22 protein-coding genes are annotated in these 20,034 nt (G+C 38.0%); 16 read left to right on the top strand and 6 right to left on the bottom strand.

Annotation, left to right across the window (positions count from 1 at the left end):
- Nucleotides 1-48 precede the first annotated feature (48 nt).
- The 3 genes from H0184_RS03745 to H0184_RS03735 all read right to left on the bottom strand — a co-directional run bounded on the left by H0184_RS03745 (nt 49) and on the right by H0184_RS03735 (nt 2,251).
- Nucleotides 49-711, bottom strand: coding sequence for an FMN-dependent NADH-azoreductase (locus tag H0184_RS03745; RefSeq protein ID WP_221821115.1), 663 nt, complete (start codon nt 709-711; stop codon nt 49-51).
- Between the two features lie 170 nt (nt 712-881).
- A complete protein-coding gene (locus H0184_RS03740) occupies nt 882-1,892 on the bottom strand; it encodes a DUF1646 family protein (RefSeq protein WP_221821113.1) in 1,011 nt (336 codons plus the stop codon).
- Nucleotides 1,893-2,026: 134 nt separating this feature from the next.
- Nucleotides 2,027-2,251 (bottom strand): hypothetical protein, encoded by a 225-nt coding sequence (locus H0184_RS03735; protein ID WP_221821108.1) that lies wholly within the window; start codon nt 2,249-2,251, stop codon nt 2,027-2,029.
- A 270-nt stretch (nt 2,252-2,521) separates the two neighbouring features.
- Here H0184_RS03735 and H0184_RS03730 point away from each other — a divergent pair, with 270 nt between their 5' ends.
- The 8 genes from H0184_RS03730 (at nt 2,522) to fabF (ending at nt 9,655) form a co-directional block, all read left to right on the top strand.
- Entirely contained in the window at nt 2,522-4,930 is a 2,409-nt protein-coding gene (locus H0184_RS03730; RefSeq protein ID WP_221821107.1) for a Na+/H+ antiporter subunit A, read from the top strand.
- Nucleotides 4,924-5,346 (top strand): Na(+)/H(+) antiporter subunit B, encoded by a 423-nt coding sequence (locus tag H0184_RS03725; RefSeq protein WP_221821299.1) that lies wholly within the window; start codon nt 4,924-4,926, stop codon nt 5,344-5,346. The genes H0184_RS03730 and H0184_RS03725 overlap by 7 nt, the downstream gene beginning before the upstream one ends.
- Complete coding sequence (locus H0184_RS03720) at nt 5,346-5,687, top strand: Na(+)/H(+) antiporter subunit C (protein ID WP_221821104.1); 342 nt, start codon at nt 5,346-5,348, stop codon at nt 5,685-5,687. The genes H0184_RS03725 and H0184_RS03720 overlap by 1 nt, the downstream gene beginning before the upstream one ends.
- The gene (locus tag H0184_RS03715) at nt 5,680-7,161 is read left to right on the top strand and encodes a Na+/H+ antiporter subunit D (RefSeq protein WP_221821102.1); all 1,482 of its coding nucleotides are present in this window, start codon (nt 5,680-5,682) and stop codon (nt 7,159-7,161) included. Before H0184_RS03720 ends, H0184_RS03715 begins: the two co-directional genes overlap by 8 nt.
- A gap of 4 nt (nt 7,162-7,165) precedes the next feature.
- Complete coding sequence (locus H0184_RS03710) at nt 7,166-7,642, top strand: Na+/H+ antiporter subunit E (protein ID WP_221821094.1); 477 nt, start codon at nt 7,166-7,168, stop codon at nt 7,640-7,642.
- Nucleotides 7,642-7,926: a Na(+)/H(+) antiporter subunit F1 gene (locus H0184_RS03705; protein ID WP_221821092.1), complete on the top strand. Its 285-nt coding sequence runs from the start codon at nt 7,642-7,644 to the stop codon at nt 7,924-7,926. The genes H0184_RS03710 and H0184_RS03705 overlap by 1 nt, the downstream gene beginning before the upstream one ends.
- Complete coding sequence (mnhG, locus tag H0184_RS03700; RefSeq protein WP_221821090.1) at nt 7,910-8,269, top strand: monovalent cation/H(+) antiporter subunit G; 360 nt, start codon at nt 7,910-7,912, stop codon at nt 8,267-8,269. The genes H0184_RS03705 and mnhG overlap by 17 nt, the downstream gene beginning before the upstream one ends.
- 141 nt (nt 8,270-8,410) lie before the next feature.
- Complete coding sequence (gene fabF, locus H0184_RS03695; RefSeq protein WP_221821088.1) at nt 8,411-9,655, top strand: beta-ketoacyl-ACP synthase II; 1,245 nt, start codon at nt 8,411-8,413, stop codon at nt 9,653-9,655.
- Nucleotides 9,656-9,785: 130 nt separating this feature from the next.
- On the opposite strand, the gene H0184_RS03690 is transcribed toward fabF, so the two are convergent.
- Nucleotides 9,786-10,889: a metallophosphoesterase gene (locus H0184_RS03690; RefSeq protein ID WP_221821086.1), complete on the bottom strand. Its 1,104-nt coding sequence runs from the start codon at nt 10,887-10,889 to the stop codon at nt 9,786-9,788.
- Between the two features lie 136 nt (nt 10,890-11,025).
- Nucleotides 11,026-11,850, bottom strand: coding sequence for a MerR family transcriptional regulator (locus H0184_RS03685; RefSeq protein WP_221821084.1), 825 nt, complete (start codon nt 11,848-11,850; stop codon nt 11,026-11,028).
- A 119-nt stretch (nt 11,851-11,969) separates the two neighbouring features.
- Between H0184_RS03685 and norA the strand changes: the two genes are divergently transcribed.
- Both norA and H0184_RS03675 read left to right on the top strand, forming a co-directional pair.
- Nucleotides 11,970-13,166 (top strand): multidrug efflux MFS transporter NorA, encoded by a 1,197-nt coding sequence (gene norA, locus H0184_RS03680; RefSeq protein ID WP_221821082.1) that lies wholly within the window; start codon nt 11,970-11,972, stop codon nt 13,164-13,166.
- 160 nt (nt 13,167-13,326) lie between these two features.
- A complete protein-coding gene (locus tag H0184_RS03675; RefSeq protein WP_221821080.1) occupies nt 13,327-13,668 on the top strand; it encodes a cupin domain-containing protein in 342 nt (113 codons plus the stop codon).
- 36 nt (nt 13,669-13,704) lie between these two features.
- Here H0184_RS03675 and H0184_RS03670 read toward each other — a convergent pair whose 3' ends face one another.
- On the bottom strand, nt 13,705-15,879 hold the full coding sequence (locus H0184_RS03670) for an MMPL family transporter (protein ID WP_221821078.1): 2,175 nt from the start codon (nt 15,877-15,879) through the stop codon (nt 13,705-13,707).
- Between the two features lie 256 nt (nt 15,880-16,135).
- Between H0184_RS03670 and H0184_RS03665 the strand changes: the two genes are divergently transcribed.
- The 6 genes from H0184_RS03665 to H0184_RS03640 all read left to right on the top strand — a co-directional run bounded on the left by H0184_RS03665 (nt 16,136) and on the right by H0184_RS03640 (nt 20,034).
- Nucleotides 16,136-17,077, top strand: a complete 942-nt coding sequence (locus H0184_RS03665) for a sugar-binding transcriptional regulator (RefSeq protein WP_221821077.1) — start codon at nt 16,136-16,138, stop codon at nt 17,075-17,077.
- 106 nt (nt 17,078-17,183) lie between these two features.
- On the top strand, nt 17,184-17,858 hold the full coding sequence (deoC, locus tag H0184_RS03660) for a deoxyribose-phosphate aldolase (protein WP_221821075.1): 675 nt from the start codon (nt 17,184-17,186) through the stop codon (nt 17,856-17,858).
- Between the two features lie 22 nt (nt 17,859-17,880).
- Nucleotides 17,881-18,051, top strand: a complete 171-nt coding sequence (locus H0184_RS03655; protein ID WP_221821073.1) for a XapX domain-containing protein — start codon at nt 17,881-17,883, stop codon at nt 18,049-18,051.
- A 25-nt stretch (nt 18,052-18,076) separates the two neighbouring features.
- Nucleotides 18,077-18,472, top strand: a complete 396-nt coding sequence (locus H0184_RS03650; protein ID WP_221821071.1) for a cytidine deaminase — start codon at nt 18,077-18,079, stop codon at nt 18,470-18,472.
- Between the two features lie 116 nt (nt 18,473-18,588).
- Nucleotides 18,589-18,993: a response regulator transcription factor gene (locus H0184_RS03645; protein WP_221821070.1), complete on the top strand. Its 405-nt coding sequence runs from the start codon at nt 18,589-18,591 to the stop codon at nt 18,991-18,993.
- Nucleotides 18,994-20,034 carry a HEAT repeat domain-containing protein gene (locus H0184_RS03640; RefSeq protein ID WP_221821065.1) on the top strand — a complete coding sequence of 347 codons (1,041 nt, stop codon included), beginning with the start codon at nt 18,994-18,996 and terminating at the stop codon, nt 20,032-20,034. It abuts the gene before it with no gap.

Below are 20,034 nucleotides of genomic sequence, written 5' to 3'. Positions count from 1 at the left end.
TTAAACTGTCCATATTATGGGTTATAGATCATATCGGGAAGCTTTTCTTTATGACTGAAGAACTGGCATCTTTATCATTTCCTTGGCTGCTTGAATTGCTTCTTGCTTCGCTTTTTCAACAATTTCCGGAACTTTTTGAGGGTATAAGTCTAAAGCTTCTGCAATAATCGTATCCATTAGCTCGATACCTAAGAAATTAAGTGCGATTCTTAAATAATGATCGCCGCATTCTAATTCCTTCATCGGTGTACCTGTATAAAGGCCGCCGCGTGTATTGATATGGATTGCTTTTTTGCCAGTAAGGAGACCTTTTGGACCATTTGCAGTATGGGCAAATGTCTTTCCAGCGATAAAGAGGTTATCTAAGTAGGCTTTTAACACCGCTGGAGAGCTTAAGTTCCAAATAGGAGAGACGAATACATAGTAATCATAAGATACGAAATCATCAGCTAGGGCATGCATTTTAAGAATTTTCTCTCGTTCTCCGTCTGTTAACTGATCTACAGTATACCCATAGCCTGCCAGCTTGCCTCTTGCAGACACTAATTCTGAATCCATATGTGCAATATCTAGTGAAAATAAATCAATCGTCTTAATTTCCATTTCCGGGCATTCTTCTTTTATTGTGTTGATAAATGCCTCACCGATTTTCAGCCCTTTTGATTTCTCAAGTCCTTTTGGATTTGCTGTTATATATAATAATTTTCTCACTTAAACACATCCAATCAATTTAATAAAACTCATTAATACTATTATAATAAAAAGAAACTGTTCAATTTTTGTACAAAAGGTGAAGATCATGAACATTAAGTGTCGAAAAGTAAAAAAAGAATCGTCACCACGTTACGTGGATGTCCGATTCTTTTTTACCATACGGTGCCTTAGGAAATAAACAATATGACGTAATAAACCGCCATGGTAATAAGGCCGACAGGAACACCGAAGCGTGCCCATTCTTTGCTGGTTATGTTGAGTTTTCCTGCAGCGATAATATTGGGGATGTTACCAGGTATCAACATACCGCCGCTTATAATTAAACCGAGCAAAACAGCACGAATGGTGACTGGCTCCATTGCGGGACTTATTTCAGCAGCTGCAAGAGTAGCATTATCTAAAATCGCAGAAATCATGTTGAGCCAATATAACTGCACGGGGGGAAGTCCAATTATGTATTCATTAATTAGCGGTTCAAAACCATGCCCTAGGAATGTTAGTCCCATGACAAATAAGTAGATTTTCCCTGATCGAATGACTATTTCTTTATAGCTTTCTGCTTTTTGTTTTGCTCCTAAACTATAAATGCTCTTTTGGGGCTTAACCAAGAGCCAAGTCATAATCCCAAAAATCATCAGTGCTGGGATTACTTCTCGACCAATTAACTCTACCAAATAGAAGAAATCAGTATTTAATTTACTAATGGTAATCGTTGCTAATGGTTCTCCAATCGGTGTTAAAGCAGCCCCAAGCCCGATTGAAAAACAAGCTAAAACCGTAAACTTTATTTCTGATTTTCGATCAAGCGGCAGTACATTAATGATGATAACCAGGACAATCGCAGCAATAATTGCTGTGATAATGCTTGAGACTAGTCCTAAAATTACAACGGTTAATCCAAAGAAAACGCGAGGAGTGACGATTATGCTTATAGAAAGGATTAACCTTTCCAGTTGAGCTTGTCCCCACTTACAGACTAATCCAGCAATCAAAACGGCGAGTGTAATGTTGATTGGGTCAATAAGCGCCTTTTCAATTAATGATGGCTTCATCATACCGCTGATAGCCGCCGCGGCAATCCCCATCAAAAACAAGAAAACCTCTAAATTATGTTCCACTTTTTTCACTAAAAAGGGTAAAAATAAAACCATAAATAAAATGATGATTAATCCAGCCATTACTGTCTAACCCCCTGTCACTTTATTTATATGAATATGATTATAGTATAATACTTTTTTAGGGTTAATTACCGCAGTTATTATGTATAATATTTTGAATTTTTATAACAGTAAAAAAAGGGCCGGTTAAGGCCTTATCTTGTCCGTTTTCGAACTTTAATATATTCCCTTGGTTTGAAGTCCCACGTTTCAACTTCTTCCGCTTCTACTTTGATAGGAGTTACGATATAGTCAGCAATTGGCTCCACATCGGAAATCACAAATTTTATATGGTTTCGTTGTGTTTTCTCATTTAATAACCATGCACCTGAAAATAATAACATAAAAATAGAGATTGAAATTACTATTTTACTCTTCATTGAATCATCACCTTTACCCATAGTTTTTGAAAGGGAAGATGAAAATATTCACGTTTTTAAAATTTTTTTTTCTTAATAAATTCTGCGTTCCTACATATTTAATAACTGCTTTTAAATCTCAGTCCCTAGTGAACCCCTTCCCATGCAATCAACTTAAAAGTGCGTTATAATCGTATTTAAATGAATTCTAATGTAATTTCCATTCATTTCATAAAGCTGAAAATTTAATGCAAAATATGAATGAGTGATTATTTAGTAAGGGGGGAGTTTATGTCTAGTCTTCATTGGGTTGTGTTTTCACCATTTCTTTTGGCCATTTTTGTGCCATTGTTATTCAAGCAGTTTCGGCGAATACATACTGGGTGGTTTGTGCTCATTTTACCTATCATCCTTTTTGTTTACTTTTTACAATTCATAGTAGTGACAAGTTCAGGAAATACCGTAATGGAACGGGCAGATTGGATTCCATCACTTCAAATCGGCATTGATTTATACGTAGATGGCCTTGGGTTATTATTTGCACTATTAATCACTGGAATTGGCTCATTGGTGGTTCTCTACTCGGTTTTCTACTTATCAAAGGAAACAGAAAAGCTAAATCAATTTTATGTATTTCTTCTATTATTTATGGGGGCAATGCTTGGAGTAGTACTTTCTGATAATCTGATTGGATTGTATATGTTCTGGGAATTCACCAGTTTATCCTCGTTTTTACTAATCGGGTATTGGAATGAACGCGAGCGTTCCCGCTACGGTGCTCAAAAATCATTATTGATAACGGTATTGGGCGGATTGAGTATGCTGGGTGGGTTCGTTATGTTAGGTTTTATGGGACAAACGTTCAGCATTCGGGAATTAATTTCTCAGAGTGCAGAAATCTTTGCACACCCATTATTTATCCCAGCTATGCTCTTGATTTTACTAGGTGCATTTACAAAATCGGCTCAATTTCCATTTCATATTTGGCTCCCGGATGCTATGGAAGCTCCTACACCAGTTAGTGCGTATCTTCACTCCGCTACGATGGTTAAGGCGGGAATCTATCTGGTTGCTCGGTTAAGTCCAATCTTTGCCGAATCAGGTGTATGGCTGTGGCTGATTTCTGCAGTTGGATTAGTCACCTTATTCTGGGGTTCTTTCTCAGCGGTAAAACAAACCGACCTAAAAGGAATTCTTGCCTTTTCAACGATAAGTCAACTCGGTCTTATCATGTCCTTATTAGGCCTAGGTGCAGCAGCATTGCACTTTGAGAACCTTGATGACAATATTTACATGGCTGCAACAGTGGCCGCGATTTTCCACTTAATTAACCATGCTACATTTAAAGGAAGCCTCTTTATGGCAGCAGGGATTGTGGACCATGAAACAGGTACCCGTGATATACGGAAACTAGGCGGTTTATTACCATTTATGCCGATTACCTTTACCATTACCGTTATCGGCGGTTTCTCCATGGCTGGTTTGCCGCCCTTCAATGGCTTTTTAAGTAAGGAAATGTTTTTTACTGGGATGGTTAATGTCCTGGCGCTCGATATCTTTAACATGAATACTTGGGGTGTGTTATTCCCAGTCATTGCGTGGATTGCCAGCGTTTTTACATTTCTTTACAGCATGATTCTAATTTTTAAAACCTTCACGGGTAAAGCTCAATTAGAAAAATTGGAGAAAAAGCCGCATGAAGCACCCATGGGAATGTTAATTTCTCCTATCATTTTAGCTTCCTTGGTGATTACTTTTGGGATTTTTCCGAACCTACTATCTGCCTCACTTATTGAACCGGCCGTTTCTAGTATTCAGCCGTTACTTGCGCAAAACGACTTCCATGTCCACATAAGTTTTTGGCATGGGTGGTGGACACCGGAACTATGGATGACGATTGGTGTTATCGCCATTGGTATCATATTGTATCTTACTCTTTCAAAGTGGAAGGGAATATACGGGATACTCAGTCAGCGATATTCGCTAAATGCGTTGTATGACTGGATCCTCTCGACGATGGACAACTTTTCAAGAGCGTTGTCTGACAGGGTCATGACAGGTTCGATAAGAAACTATCTGGTATATATTTTTACAGCCTTTTTCTTGTTATTAGGAGTATCTCTATTCGGTAAGGGAGCTTTCCGATTAGAATTTGGTAATATAGCACCAATCGGACTGTATGAAATCATTCTTGCCTTTGCTTTGGTTATTGGTTCGATTTCAATCTTGTTTGCTAAATCACGGCTAACGGCGATTATCCTTTTAGGGGCAGTCGGGTATACTGTATCCTTGTTCTTTGTCCTTTTCCGTGCACCGGATTTGGCCTTAACTCAGCTTGTGATTGAAACGATTTCTGTAGCGTTATTCCTGCTATGCTTCTATCATTTGCCAAAGCTGACCAGCAGAAAAGAGGAACGATTAACATTTAAAGTAACAAATGCAATAATCTCTGTGGGAGTAGGTGTAGTCATCGCATTGATTGCCTTATCCTCTCATAGTCAAAAGCTATTTGACTCGATATCAAGTTTCTATTTAGAAAAAGCATATACAGAAGCCGGCGGTAAGAATGTTGTTAACGTCATTTTGGTTGATTTCCGTGGACTCGATACGATGTTTGAGATTACGGTATTAGGAATCGCCGCTTTAGGTATTTTTGCTATGATTCGCTTACGGTTGACAAGGAGGAATGATCAATTATGAAAAATGATTTAATCCTTCAAACTGTTACTAAAGTTGCTGTATTTATTATACTTCTATTCTCAATATCGATCTTTTTTGGTGGGCATTATTCACCAGGAGGAGGGTTTGTCGGCGGTCTAATGACTTCTGCAGCGATTGTATTACTGCTGCTCGCTTACGACTTGAATACGGTGGCAAAAATATTACCTGTTGATTATAAAATCATGATTGCCACGGGATTATTAATTTCAGCGCTGACCGTCGCAGGCGGTGCCATTTTCGATGTTCCACTGATGACCCATGCCTATAAATACTTTGACCTTCCGATATTGGGGCACACTTCGCTGCATACAGCTGTGTTATTTGATTTAGGAGTTTATTTGGTTGTTGTCGGTGTAACGATGACCATTATTCAAACGATAGGGGAGGATGAATAATGGAAATAGTCATGGCAGTAGTTATTGGTGTTTTATTTATGTGTGCAACCTATTTAATCTTATCAAAAAGCATTTTGAGAATCATTGTAGGGACAGGCCTTTTGAGCCATGGTGCACATTTGTTAATTTTGACGATGGGCGGTTTAAAACAAGGTGCTGTTCCTTTATTAAGCGAGAAAGCGGCGTCTTATGTGGATCCATTGCCACAGGCGTTAATATTAACTGCGATTGTTATTAGCTTTGGGGTCACTGCCTTTTTACTGGTGCTTGCATACCGTGCCTATCAGGAATTGGGGACAGATGATATGGAGTGTTTGAAAGGAAACGATACACATGAATAATCTAATATTAATGCCTGTATTATGGCCGCTCCTGACTGGAATCATCCTTATTTTCTGTGTAAAACAAGTAAGGGTGCAAAAGGCGATATCATTTCTGTCTTCCATGATCGCAATTATGATTTCCGCAGCAGTGGTTTACGTTGTAAAGCAAGAAGGGATGGTGACGCTGGCGATGGGGAGCTGGGAGGCACCCTTTGGGATTATTATTGCCGCGGACATGCTTGCTTCCTTGCTGGTGCTGACCACTTCTATTATTGCTGCAGCCGTGCTTGTCTATTCTTTCAAGGGAATTGGAACGGAGCGAGAACGCTACTATTATTATGCTGTGTTTCAGTTTCTAATAGTAGGGGTAAACGGGGCGTTCCTAACGGGTGATGTTTTTAACCTCTTTGTGTTTTTTGAAGTGATGTTAATGGCGTCTTATGTCCTGCTTGTTCTTGGCGGTACGAAGATTCAACTGCGGGAGTCTCTAAAATATATCATCGTAAATGTAATTTCATCAGCCTTTTTCGTTATTGGTGTTGCTTATCTTTATGCCGTCACTGGAACGTTAAATATGGCGCAGCTAAGCGAACGTGTAGCAGCAGTCAATCAACCGGGAATTTTAAGTGTTATTGCCATTTGCTTTTTAGTAGTTTTCGGTTTAAAAGCAGCAATCTTTCCGTTTTTCTTTTGGCTGCCAGGTTCGTATCATGCACCGCCGATCCCTGTGATTGCGATATTTGGGGCTTTACTGACAAAAGTGGGTGTTTATTCAATATTTCGTACTTATACGCTCATCTTTCATCACGATCAAGCTTTTACCCATATGATTTTAGGGACATTGTCACTGCTCACGATTGTTGTAGGAGTGATTGGGGCTATTGCGTACTGGGATGTTAAAAAAATTATTATTTACAATATTGTCATTGCCGTTGGGGTGATTCTGTACGGAGTTTCTTTAATGAACGAAGAGGCAATTGCCGGCTCACTCCTTTATCTTATTCACGACATGCTCATAAAAGCCGCTTTATTTTTGCTGATTGGCATTATGATTAGGGTGAGCGGTACAAGTGATTTACGGAAAATGGGCGGTTTGATGAAACAGTATCCTTACCTTGCCTGGACATTTTTTATTGCAGCAATCTCATTAGCGGGGATACCGCCATTTAGCGGCTTTGCTGGGAAATTGCTAATTCTAAAAGGAACTGTTTATGCTGAATCTTACGTTGGACTTGGAATTATTTTATTGTCGAGTTTAATGGTCTTATATTCAGTATTCAAAATCTTTATTCACGGTTTCTGGGGAACTGTTAACAGGGATTATGTCCCTAAGCAAGTTTCGATTTCGGGATTATTTATCCCAGCTGTCGTCCTTGTTGTGATTGCGGTTTTGTATGGTGTCGGGACAGAAGAGGTTTATCCATTTATCTCTCAAGCTGTACAGACTATCCTAGACCCAGAAATCTATATTAATGCGGTATTAAAGGAGTAATGCTATGTCCTTTCAAATTTTACTGAATGTATTTCTTGCTTATATCTGGATGTTTTTGAAAAATGATTATAGTTCAAGCACCTTTTTTATCGGGTATCTTTTGGGGCTGTTGATTATGCTGGCTTACCGGCACTTCTTTAAGGAACGGTTTTATCTTTCGAGGGTCTGGGCTGTAATTAAATTAATTCTCCTTTTTTTAAAAGAGCTGGTACTCTCTAATATTAGTGTCCTTAAGCTTGTCCTAAGCCCGAAATTGAATATTCGTCCAGGAATCTTCGCACTGGAAACAGAATTGACGAAGGATTGGGAGATTACGATTTTGGCAAATTTAATTACGTTAACACCAGGAACCCTCGTTGTGGATGTATCGCTGGATAGCAAGACTTTGTATATCCATGCAGTGGATATACCAGAGAAACACGAAGCGATTGATAGTATTAAGAATACCTTTGAAAAAGCAATTATGGAGGTGAGCAGGTAATGTTTGAGATAATAATTAAAATTGCATTATTAGGAACCTCCATTTCAATCATTGGACTTATATACCGTCTTATTAAAGGGCCATCCATTCATGACAGGGTCATTGCACTTGATGCAATCGGGATCAATTTAATTGCTCTGGTTGCGTTAACCTCCATTGTACTCAAAACAAGTGCCTATCTTGAAGCGATTCTCCTGCTCGGAATCCTTTCCTTTGTTGGAACCATTGCCTTTGCTAAGTTCCTAGAGAAAGGGGAGATCATTGAACGTGGAAGAGATTTATAAAATCGTTGCAGCGCTTTTTATCATCATTGGTACTTTTTTATCATTAGTCTCAACGTTTGGTTTAATTAGACTTCCTGATGTATATACAAGAAATCATGCAGCATCCAAAAGCGCGACATTAGGGATTATGTCTATTCTGCTCGGAACCTTTTTGTATTTCCATTATGTGCACGGTCATTTTGATACAAGAGTATTGCTGGGGATCTTTTTCATCTTCCTGACAAGCCCTGTTGCAGGTCATTTAATCAGCCGGTCTGCCTACCATTCTGGGGTGAAAATGTGGGAGAAGAGTGTCGAGGATGATTTGCACAATGCAAAAGAAAAAGTTTTTATAAAAAAATAAGTTGTAGACTGCTTCTAATAGGAGCCGTCTTTAAAATTATAATTTAGTTTTTTAAATATATTTGTCCGGTCACTCTGATTTCGTTAAACTATAGTAAGAGTGTAAGAATCATCCAAAAATCTATTTGGGAGTGAGCATTTAATGAATAAAAGAGTAGTGATTACAGGTGTTGGAGCAGTCACTCCTTTGGGAAATGATGCTCATACATCATGGGAACAGATTAAGAATGGTGTTTCCGGAATTGGCCCAGCAACCCTTTTTGATGTAGATAAGGTTGACGTCAAGATTGCAGCGGAAGTTAAAGGCTTTCTTCCGGAAGAGTTTATGGATAAAAAAGAATCAAGAAGAATGGGTCGTTACAGTCAGTTTGCTATTGCAGCAAGTCAAATGGCTGTTAAGGATGCCGGGATCCAAATTGGAGAAGACGTTCAACCGGAACGGGTCGGTGTTTGGATTGGTTCCGGAATTGGCGGTTTGGCTGAATTCGAGGAACAACATCGGAAGTTTATTGAAAAAGGACAAAGAAGGGTTAACCCTTTTACAATACCGATGTTTATTCCTGATATGGCGGCAGGACAAGTATCCATTTCTCTTGGTGCCAAAGGGATCAACAATTGTTCAGTTACAGCATGTGCGTCCGGTGCCAATTCCATTGGTGATGCATTCCGTGTGATTCAAAATGGCGATGTGGATGTGATGATTGCAGGCGGTACAGAAGCAACCATTACCGCGATGACGGTGGCAGGATTTTCTAATATGACTGCACTTTCAAAAAATCCAGACCCCGCCACAGCAAGCAGACCATTTGATAAGAATCGCGACGGATTTGTAATTGGGGAAGGCGCGGGTATCGTGGTATTAGAAGAATTAGAACACGCAGTAGCTCGTGGTGCTTTCATTTATGGAGAATTAGCAGGGTACGGAGCTACAGGTGATGCTCATCATATTACTACTCCAGCACCAGAAGGAGAAGGGGCAGGAAGAGCAATGAAATTAGCATTAGCTGATGCTGGGATTGCTCCTGAACAAGTTGACTATATCAATGCTCATGGCACGTCCACCTATTATAATGATTTGTATGAAACGTTAGCCATCAAAGACGTTTTCAAAGAACATGCCTATAAATTATCTGTCAGTTCCACGAAATCAATGACCGGCCACTTGTTGGGAGCAACTGGGGCAATTGAGGCGATTTTTTCTCTTTTGGCAATCAAGGATGGAATCATCCCGCCAACAATCAATTATCAAACACAGGATGAACAACTGGATTTAGATTATGTCCCTAACGTGGCTAAGGTGAAGGATGTTCAAATCGTGTTATCCAATTCATTAGGATTTGGCGGTCATAATGCTACTTTGATATTTAAAAAATTCTTAGATAATTAGTGCAAATAAAGTTTCTAAAAAGAACCAAAAATTGAGCTATGGTCACTTTAAGAGTTCTATAGTACCGAAACTCTAAAATGTAAAAGCTGCGGTCACCATGAGTGACCCAGCTTTTTTAACCCCAAAATACCTATAAACCCAGCTTTTTTAAGAAATCGACTGTTTCCTGATGTTCTCGTTTAATTAGTTTTTTTAATTTTTTATCTGTCTTAACTAGAGGATTTCCATTTTCATCAGCTATGGATCTTGTAAAGGCTGTGCTTTTTACAACTCTCCATATTCCTTCCTGAACCTCTAGCTGGAGATCAATTATTCCCAGCCTGCTGCCAAAAGCACCGGCCATGACAACTGGTTTTCCCTTAATTTTTCCTTCGTTAATATCGGTATTTGGCAAATTCTTGTATGCGCGTCCCGGGAAAATGCCGTGGGAATGACCGGCAAGAATGGCATCAATATCTTTCATTTCACTTAGGTAATAGACTGCATTTTCCGTTTCAGGATGGTAAGGTTCACTATCAATACCTGTATGGGCAAGAGCGATTATTATATCTGCACCTTCTGCCTTCATCTTTGGAACGAATTCTTTTGCAGCTTCCACTATGGGCCGTGCAATCACCTTACCCTCTAGATTTGCTTTATCCCAACGCATAATTTGAGGCGGCATAAATCCTATGACGCCTATATTTAATTCATGGCTTTGTCCCTGATTATCCAATACATTCCTTTTTAAAATAACATAAGGCTTAAAGTAAGGTTTAATGGTTTTCGCTTTATATACAGTGGCGTTGACAACAGGCATTTTAGCTCCCTTTAGCACAGTTTTTAGAAATTTAAGCCCATAATTTAGTTCATGGTTTCCGATTGCAATACCATCATATTTCAGATAATTAAACGCACGGTAAACGGGGTGTATATTCCCTTTTTGGATTCCCTTAATTCTCACCAGGTATTCACCAAGCGGGTTCCCTTTTAAATGGTCGCCATTATCGAATAGAAGGGAATTCTCTGCCTCATTTCTCGCTTGATGAATAAGACTGGAGGTCTTTACAAGCCCAATTGAGTTGTCTGTTTTCGTCTGGTAATAATCATAATTCATTAAAGCAGCATGTATATCCGTCGTCTCGAGGATTCGTAAATCGACGATTCCATTGTTTTCGGCATAAGTGTTAGAAGAAAATAGAGCCTGAGAGATTGTAAACATGAAGAGTATAAGGAATAACTTTTTATTGTTCATAAACGTCAGCCCCCTTTAAACGGTTAGTTATGTGGTGTTATTATTTGGCAGTTTGCAGCCGTTGATACATTAAATAAAAAAGCCTGGGTTTCATTTACCCAGGCTCATTTATCCAAAAATTATTTTTAAAAAACCTCTATTTGATCACTTGAATCATAATTTTGGTGACGTAATCTTCATTATGATTCATGACAACTGTATCATAAATATACTCTTCAAAAACAAAATCACCTAAGGTTAAATTTAAACGTTCCATCTCCGAGAATAGTCGCTTATATGTTTTATGAATTGTTTTCTCATCTCCAATATGATATCCAATTAGAAAATCACCCTTTACACTTTTAAAATACGGATACCCTTCCTTTGGATGTGGCTGCTCCATATATAAATAGCTATAATTAGTGAATTCTCCTTTTAGGACTTGCTCCCGTTTGGTTATAACACCTATTGGATATCCTGTATCAAGTTTTGATTGAGACAATTCATTTATAAAATCAGAAACTACCTCTACAAATTTCTCGTCGGTTATATTTTCAATATTCCTGCTTAAATAAAGTGTTACTTCTGGTAATTGTTCCAGCGTTATTTGTTGAAAATTAAGACGTGACGCTTCTTCCATTAATGCTATTTTTGAGTCGATTATTTTTTTCTTCGCTTCGATCTCCTGAAGTTTTTCCACAATCTCTTCCTTCTTTCGGTACATTAAGGACAAAAAACTCTCAGGCGTTTTATTTTGCGTATATTCTTGAATATCGTTTAGCGACATACCAATATCCTTTAATAAATCAATAACAAAGAATAGCTCGATCTGGCGAATTGAATAATACCGGTACCCTTTTTCATTTTTCAATATCGGAGAAAAAAGCCCGATTTGGTCGTAATAAAAGAGAGTTTGTTTGTTTACTCTGCAAAGCTTCGCAAACTCACCTGTAGTTAAATATTTTCCATTTTTATTATTCATTTTTACTGCTCCACTCTTGACTATATAGTTACTATATACACTACGATGAGATTTGTAAATAAATGAAAACAATACTAGTTAGTTTACTGTAATTAGTCTTGTTAAGGAGAATGTAAAATATGAAGACTCATAATGTCACTTTAACATTATTATTAATAAATTTATTCATTGCCTTTTTGGGAATTGGTCTTGTCATTCCAGTCTTACCAACGCTGATGAACGAATTAGGTATTACTGGAACAACAATTGGTTATTTAACTGCAGCTTTTGCCATTGCTCAGCTGATCGTTTCACCATTTGCAGGGAAAGCGGCAGATAAATTCGGCAGGAAAATTATGATTGTCATTGGCTTATTTATTTTCGGGATCTCTGAATTTTTATTCGGAATCGGAAAAGAAATCGAGATGTTATTTTTCTCTCGGATTTTAGGTGGAATTAGTGCTGCATTCATTATGCCGGCCGTTACAGCTTTTATTGCAGATATTACAAATTTGGATACTCGCCCAAAAGCGCTAGGTTATATGTCAGCTGCGATTAGTACAGGATTTATTATTGGTCCAGGTATTGGCGGATTTTTGGCGGAATTTGGAACACGTATACCATTCTTCTTTGCGGGAGCACTTGGGACAATCGCAGCCTTACTCTCTATTATTTTATTATCTGAGCCAGCACGTAACGTTGAGCATATTGAACAAGCCTCAGATGGAAAGTTTGGCTATAAACGTATTTTTGCCCCAAAATATCTCCTTGCGTTTATATTAATATTTATTGCCTCATTTGGTTTAGCAGCTTTTGAATCGTTTTTTAGTCTATTTGTGGACCATAAATTTCAGTTTAAACCATCCGATATAGCCATTGTCATCACAGGTGGTGCCATTTTTGGTGCAGTTTCACAAGTCCTTTTATTTGATAGGCTTACAAGAATTTGGGGTGAAATAAAACTAATTCAATATAGCTTAATATTATCAGCCTTACTTGTCTTTTTAATGACTGTTGTCCATTCATACTTCTCAATTTTACTAGTTACATTCATTGTTTTTGTAGGCTTTGATTTATTCCGTCCGGCGGTTACTTCATACCTCTCAAATATCGCCGGGAACGAACAAGGTTTCGTTGGCGGTATGAACTCTATGTTTACAAGTTTAGCGAACATTAGCGGGCCAATTCTAGGGGGAATATTATTTGATATAGATATTAACTACCCTTACTACTTTGCTACTGTGATTCTATTTCTGGGAATTGTGATTACATGGTTCTGGAAGAAGCAAGCAAGTGGTTTATCAAAAAAAGTAAAGGCTAGTGCAGCTAATTTTTAGCTATTACCTATGTGTAACACTAAAAAATAGGAGGTATCTCCCGTAGATACTGTGGGTTTTTCCTGAAACGATTAGTAATAATAAACAGTGATACGCTTCACTTAATTGAAAATGATTTTCAGTTAAAATATAGGTAAGACATCACTAGGAGGGAAATAGGATGGAAAAAAATTCAGTTAAAGCCTATCAAGAATTCAGCGAAGAGAGATTTACAAAACGTATCATTTACAAAAAGGGTGAAACGACAGCATTTGTGCTAAACTTCATGCCTGGACAGCAGCTTCCCGTTCATAAACACCCTGGAACAGAAGTTTATCTTTACGTAGTAACTGGAACCGGCACCTTCATTATCGATGGTCAGGAAACTACAGTTTCAGAAGCGGATTTGGTTCATGTTGGCGGCGACGAGGAGCTTGCGTTTAACAATACAGGCAGCGAACCTGTCAGCTTATATGTCGTGTTAAGTAAAGTCCCTAGTGACCAATACGCAAAAAATATCTAAAAACGATTGCATAAAGAAAGGCCAGCCAAATAAAATTTAGGCTGGCCTTTTGCTTTTCTTCGCTTGTTCTTTATTCTTAAAACCAAAGAACCACCAGTTCCAATCCCCGAACAACTTCATCAAGGCCGGAACTAGCACCATTCGCACGATGGTGGCGTCAATGAAGATCGCAATCGCGATGCCGACGCCAAGCTGTTTAATCGGCATGACTCCTGTAAAAGCAAACGCACCTGTCACCACAATCATAATCGCGGCAGCAGAGGTAATAATTTTACTGGTGTATGTTAACCCAGATATCGTAGCCTCTGTATTATCACCTGTTTTCAAATAAAACTCCTGAATCCTTGAAATCAAGAACACTTCGTAATCCATTGAAAGTCCAAAGACCAGTGTAAAAACAAAGACAGGTAAAATTAACGCAATATCGACAGGCTCGACACCAAAATGCCCCTTCTGAAAAATCCAGACAACAATCCCGAACGTACAGCTTAAGCTCAAGATATTCATTAGAATAGCCTTAAGCGGAATAAGGATTGACCTGAAAGCGGCCATGAGAATGAAGAAGGTTGAAACAACGATTAATAACAACCCGTATGGTGCTTTCTCAAATATCTCATCAAAGATTTCCTGTTCGAATTTTATCGATCCCCCAAAATGGGTAGTCAACACACTGCTGCGATTGGACCAGTCACGGACCCATTCTCTAGCTTCTGCGGAATGGTCTGTCGTTTTTAAATAGACCTCAATCAGCATTTTATTGTCCCTGATAAAGTAGTCTAAAATCGGTGCTGTCTGTTCTTTTGGACCAAAGGAGAGCGTTTGAGATAATACTTTCTCATCCTTTATACCCGTCACAGAAAAAGGAGAATCAACGGTATCAACTAGTGTTTCGTTCTCGAGTTCCTTGATATATCGGTTGACCTGCTTAAGGTTATCGACTTCTAAAACAGATTCTTTTGTTTCAAGTACTATGGTTACTTTGTTTTCAGTCCGTTTATCTTTAGAAATAAAATGTTCCTCAAAGGTTTCAAAAGCCACTCTGGATGGATATTTGGCGGGGAGTGATTCTGTCCCCGGAATCGACATCGTCAACTGTGCAACAGGAATGAGTCCTGCTAATAAAATGGCTAGAGATAGAACTGCCATCAAAACAGGATGCTTCATCACAAACGTAGCAAATCGATGCCATATACTCGTTTCTGAATCTTTTGCCCGAAGCACACTAAACTTGTTAATTCTAGTCCCAATCATGGCGAGAAGGGCAGGCAGGAAGGTCAGTGCACAAAAGGCAGAAATAAGCACAACTGTCATACCGCCCAAGGCAACATTCTGAAAAATATCTATTTGAATAAACCATAAAGCAGATAAGCCAATAAAAACACAAAGTCCTGAAAAAATAATCGAACGCCCAGCCGTTGCCACGCTAATCTGAATGGCTTCCCGAATGGATTTTGTTTGTAATTCCTCTTTGTAACGATTAATTAACAATAATGCAAAGTCAATACTTAAAGCGAGCCCAATCATGGGAACGATATTTAAAATGAAAATGGTTAAATCAGCACGGTAACTAAAAAAGAAGACGGCGCCCATTGTTGTAAGAATAGATACAACACCAATAACAATTGGAATTGATGCAGCGATTAACCCCCCGAAGGCAAGGACTAAGACAAGGAGAGCAATCGGCAGTCCAATCATTTCAGCCTTAGCTAAATCCTCTTGGCTTGCTAGGTTTAGGTCTTGAACAATGATTGGTTCACCCGTCATGGTAACGGTTAATCCCTGATTATTTTTAAGTAACTTATCCAATTGGTTAATTTCAGTACCGAGATCCTCTGCATTTTTATCAAAAGTTAACAGACCATAGGCAACTTCTTCCTTTATCATCTTTTCTCGGTCAAAAGGACTTATCATACTTTTGGCACCATCGAAGGTTCTTAAATTCTCAATAGTTGCTTTGATATATTGTTTCCAGTCACGATCAGGAACTGTTCGCTCTCTTTCGAATACGAGTATTATGGATGACTTGGCTTGTCCAAATTCCTCTTCAAGGAGCATTCTTGTATCGTTATATTCACCTTTGTATTCAAAGCCGTTACCGCTTAATACAGAGGGTAATTTTAAGGCGAATACTACAGATAGTGCAATGATAAGCAGCCAAATTACGAGAACCGTTTTCCGGTAATGGTATATGAGTTCTCCAAGTTTCCCCATTTGAGACCTCCTTATATAGGAAATATATTCCTTAAACTTAGTATAGCAGAGTGGCATATGGCAAGGGTTGACTATTTCATGTCAACAAAATGGACATAGTAAATATGATAAGAATCATTCCCTGTTTTGAGAATGAAAATGCAGCAGGGGTGAGGTAAAAAATGTTCAGTTTGAGTTTTACAAATGTAAAAAGATAGTGGGTTCACCTCACATATTGTTATAATTATAAAAAAAATGGAATGAAAGGTGATGAACAGTGGACCTAGAAAAACTTAGCAAGGTAATCGAGGCAGCAAAATTATATTATTTATTGGATTATAATCAAAACGAAATTGCCAAGATATTGGGTGTTTCACGCCCAACAGTGTCGCGTTTATTACAACAGGCAAAAGAACAGGGAATCGTCCAAATCAATATCATGGATCCAACTGAAAATGTTGAAAAATTAGCTGTTCAGCTAGAAAAAAAGTTTAACTTAAAAAGAGCAATTGTTACCTCCATTCCACAATTTGAAAATCACATTATCAAAAATTATCTAGGAGAAACTGCAGCATTATATCTTGATGAAATTGTAAAGGATCAAGACATTATTGGTGTAACGTGGGGAACAACTTTATACCACATTGCAGTAGAGCTAAAACAGAAATTTGTGAAGGATGTTAAGGTAGTTCAGTTGAAAGGCGGCGTCAGTCACGCTGAAACTAATAACTACGCATCAGAAATCTTGTATTTATTTGGCAAGGCGTACAATACAACACCTCTAAATCTTCCGCTGCCTGCAATTGTTGATCATGTTGTTGTAAAGCAGGCAATGGAAGCAGACCGTCATATTAATAAAATTCTTGAACTAGGTAAAAAAGCTAATATAGCACTGTTTACCATTGGATCGATTAAAAAGGATTCCTTATTGTTCCAAATGGGTTATTTTACCGAGAGTGATCAAAAGGCCATAAATGAAAAAGCAGTAGGTGATATTTGTTCACGTTTTTTTGATAAAGATGGTGAAGTGTGTAATGAAAGTCTGAATGATAGAACGCTGGGAGTAAAATTAGAGGATTTACGAAACAAAGAATACTCGATACTTATTGCCGGCGGACCGAATAAAATTGAAGGCATATACGGTGCTTTAAAGGGGAATTATGCCAATGTTTTAATAACCGACCAATTCTCTGCAAAGTTCCTGCTCGATAAAAAATAATTACTTTACATTTGTTCAAAAACATATTTACATATGTTCATTCATTTTGTTATAGTTACATTATAGATAGAAACAGTGCTTGTCTAAAATAGGGAGGATGTACATTATGACTCAAAATGTGACTAAAATGATCGATCATACATTATTAAAGGCCAATGCAACTAAGGAAGAAATCGTGAAGTTAGTAGAAGAAGCTAAGAAATATTCCTTCGCTTCCGTATGTGTTAATCCAACTTGGGTAAAAATATCAGCAGATATGCTGAAAGATACCCCAGAGGTAAAAGTTTGTACGGTAATTGGATTTCCTTTAGGAGCATCTACGCCGGAAACAAAAGCATTTGAAACAAAAAATGCAATTGAGAATGGTGCAAATGAAATCGATATGGTAATCAATATTGGCGCACTTAAAGATAAACAAGATGACTTAGTAGAAAGAGATATCAAAGCTGTTGTTGAGGCAGCGAAAGGTAAAGCACTGACAAAAGTTATTATTGAAACATGTCTTTTAACACAAGAAGAAAAAGTTCGAGCATGTGAACTATCAGTTAAAGCTGGAGCAGACTTTGTAAAAACCTCTACTGGGTTCTCTACAGGCGGGGCAACAGCTGCTGATATCACTTTAATGCGTGAAACAGTTGGGCCTGAAATTGGTGTAAAAGCTTCCGGAGGGGTCCGCAGCCGCGAAGATGCACTTGCAATGATTGAAGCAGGAGCTACTCGTATCGGTGCAAGTTCTGGAGTGTCTATTAGTAAAGGTGAAATTTCTCAAAGCAATTATTAATTTACGATTTGAGGGAATAAAGATGAAAGAAGTTCTATTAGCATTGGTTGCTGGTTTAATTGTTGGAATCATCTTTAAATTTATGAAGCTTCCATTACCTGCTCCGCCAGTATTTTCAGCAGTTGTCGGCGTATTTGGTGTATATTTTGGAGGCGTTGTTGCTGGTTGGATGGTAAAGTTTTTCCAAGGATAATTGAAGATTGCGGAGTGTGAGCATAATGGATGTACAACAACTAGTGGATGAAGCAAAGAAGGCCCGGGGCTTTGCTTATGTGCCGTATTCAAAATTTCAGGTTGGTGCAGCTCTTCTAGCAAAAGATGGAACGGTATTTCATGGATGTAACATTGAAAATGCATCCTATGGAATGACGAACTGTGCAGAGCGAACTGCATTATTTAAAGCATACTCCGAAGGGGTTACGAAATTTGATACACTTGTTGTGGTGGCAGATACAGATGGTCCGGTTTCTCCATGTGGAGCATGCCGGCAGGTGATTTCTGAACTATGTGAGCCAGATATGGAAGTTATCCTTACAAACTTAAAAGGCGATGTTCAGAGAACCCTTGTTAAGGAACTTCTTCCTGGTGCATTTTCACCAAATGATTTAAAATAAAATGTTGAGGCAGGATACCAGTCCTGCCTCTTTTTAATGCAATTTAATAAAAAGGGCATAATTAAAAATAATATTAATGGCATTGAATTTTGAAAATGCAAACGGAAGAGGAAACTATGAATAGTAAAACAAAATTATTTATTTCGATCATTGATAATGATGAAATGATTCAATCACTGCTAGTGAGGATTCTCAATTTAATGAATATCGACCAATTTGAGATTTCCATTGAAGCATATGACGATGGGGTTCAATTTTTTGAATCACACACCCTGGATGCGATTGGAGAACACCTTTTGATTCTTGATGGTGTTATGCCAAATATGGATGGTATCGAGATTCTGCAAAAAGTGAAGAGTGACAGTACTAGACATGTATATGTATTAATGCTGTCAGCAAGAAAAAGTAAATCTGAAATTGACAAGGCACTGAAATTAGGTGCTGATGACTATATGATAAAACCTTTTAGTATTAAGGAACTTCAGGCAAGAGTCCTTCAAATCATACAAAGGATGAAGTAAATGATCAATCAAGAGCTTTTATTTCTAACTATAATTACTTTATCTCTACTATCTTTACTGTTTCTTTTGTTGTTGTATTTGATGTCTCGTAAATTTTTCGATATTAAAAAAAGAAGAAAGATTGAAGAATATAAAAATAAAATTTACCCGAAAGTTCTTTCGATAATAGCTGAAGGTGACTTAGTCAGGGGGCTGGGTTTTGAAAAAAAGGCGATAAAACAAAAAGCAATGGAAGAGCTCCTTAGTAAATATGTAAAAGTTTTAGAAGGTGAAGAGGAAAAGAAGAGATTATCAGAATTGGCTGCTATATGCCTTCAGGATTATTATCAAAAGCGTCTTAAAAGTAAAAGATGGAGTCATCGTATGAATGCTCTATACCATATTGAGGATTTTCAAATGACAAAGCTGCAGGGCGATGTTGTTCTGTTAACTAGAAAGAAGAAAATCAGCCATCAAGAAAGTATTCATATTCTGAGAATTCTTGCTTCCTTTCAGTTTGACGGTTTAAAAGACTTACTTCAAAATCAATATCATTATTTATCTGAGTATGACTACCGAAGTATTTTAACCAGATTAGATCAAGGACTGTTTGATCAGTTTGTATTAAGCTTTCATAAAAGTCCCACTCCATTGAAGTATGCGATTCTTGATGTTATTGCAGTTAAAAGACTAATAAAATACCGCGTATTTGCCGAGAATGTTTTTTCTGCTTATAAAGATGAAGTTAAGCTTCGTGCCCTAAAGGCACTAGCGGAAATAGGCTGCGTAAAGGATATTGAGCCATTCTTAGAATTGATGAACTCTTCAAAATGGCAGGAGAGAATGGTGGCAGCAAAGCTCATCGGTTCGATCAAGGAAGAAAAAGGTATTCCAAGATTGATTGAGCTGCTCCATGATCCGTCTTGGTGGGTCCGTTCACAGGCAGGACAATCAATTAATCAGTTCCCTAATGGGAAGACAATTTTGCAAAGAGTCTTAGAAACTTCCAAGGACGCATATGCGAGAGACATGGCGTGGGATTGGCTGCACAAAGGAGTATAG

The organism is Neobacillus niacini, assembly GCF_019749295.1.
GTDB lineage: Bacteria > Bacillota > Bacilli > Bacillales > Cytobacillaceae > Neobacillus > Neobacillus niacini_D.
Note: the sequence above shows the minus strand (reverse complement) of the source record. Positions and strands in the feature narration are given on the sequence as shown.

Bases quoted from the DNA above. Each gene is read 5' to 3' on its own strand.
- H0184_RS03715 (WP_221821102.1), top strand. From the start codon at position 5,680: ATGAATAATCTAATATTAATGCCTGTATTATGGCCGCTCCTGACTGGA.
- H0184_RS03730 (WP_221821107.1), top strand. From the start codon at position 2,522: ATGTCTAGTCTTCATTGGGTTGTGTTTTCACCATTTCTTTTGGCCATT.
- H0184_RS03710 (WP_221821094.1), top strand. From the start codon at position 7,166: ATGTCCTTTCAAATTTTACTGAATGTATTTCTTGCTTATATCTGGATG.
- H0184_RS03720 (WP_221821104.1), top strand. From the start codon at position 5,346: ATGGAAATAGTCATGGCAGTAGTTATTGGTGTTTTATTTATGTGTGCA.
- H0184_RS03650 (WP_221821071.1), top strand. From the start codon at position 18,077: ATGGATGTACAACAACTAGTGGATGAAGCAAAGAAGGCCCGGGGCTTT.
- H0184_RS03705 (WP_221821092.1), top strand. From the start codon at position 7,642: ATGTTTGAGATAATAATTAAAATTGCATTATTAGGAACCTCCATTTCA.
- H0184_RS03675 (WP_221821080.1), top strand. From the start codon at position 13,327: ATGGAAAAAAATTCAGTTAAAGCCTATCAAGAATTCAGCGAAGAGAGA.
- H0184_RS03640 (WP_221821065.1), top strand. From the start codon at position 18,994: ATGATCAATCAAGAGCTTTTATTTCTAACTATAATTACTTTATCTCTA.
- H0184_RS03670 (WP_221821078.1), bottom strand. From the start codon at position 15,879: ATGGGGAAACTTGGAGAACTCATATACCATTACCGGAAAACGGTTCTC.
- H0184_RS03735 (WP_221821108.1), bottom strand. From the start codon at position 2,251: ATGAAGAGTAAAATAGTAATTTCAATCTCTATTTTTATGTTATTATTT.
- H0184_RS03690 (WP_221821086.1), bottom strand. From the start codon at position 10,889: ATGAACAATAAAAAGTTATTCCTTATACTCTTCATGTTTACAATCTCT.
- norA (WP_221821082.1), top strand. From the start codon at position 11,970: ATGAAGACTCATAATGTCACTTTAACATTATTATTAATAAATTTATTC.
- deoC (WP_221821075.1), top strand. From the start codon at position 17,184: ATGACTCAAAATGTGACTAAAATGATCGATCATACATTATTAAAGGCC.
- fabF (WP_221821088.1), top strand. From the start codon at position 8,411: ATGAATAAAAGAGTAGTGATTACAGGTGTTGGAGCAGTCACTCCTTTG.
- H0184_RS03685 (WP_221821084.1), bottom strand. From the start codon at position 11,850: ATGAATAATAAAAATGGAAAATATTTAACTACAGGTGAGTTTGCGAAG.
- H0184_RS03740 (WP_221821113.1), bottom strand. From the start codon at position 1,892: ATGGCTGGATTAATCATCATTTTATTTATGGTTTTATTTTTACCCTTT.
- H0184_RS03655 (WP_221821073.1), top strand. From the start codon at position 17,881: ATGAAAGAAGTTCTATTAGCATTGGTTGCTGGTTTAATTGTTGGAATC.
- H0184_RS03645 (WP_221821070.1), top strand. From the start codon at position 18,589: ATGAATAGTAAAACAAAATTATTTATTTCGATCATTGATAATGATGAA.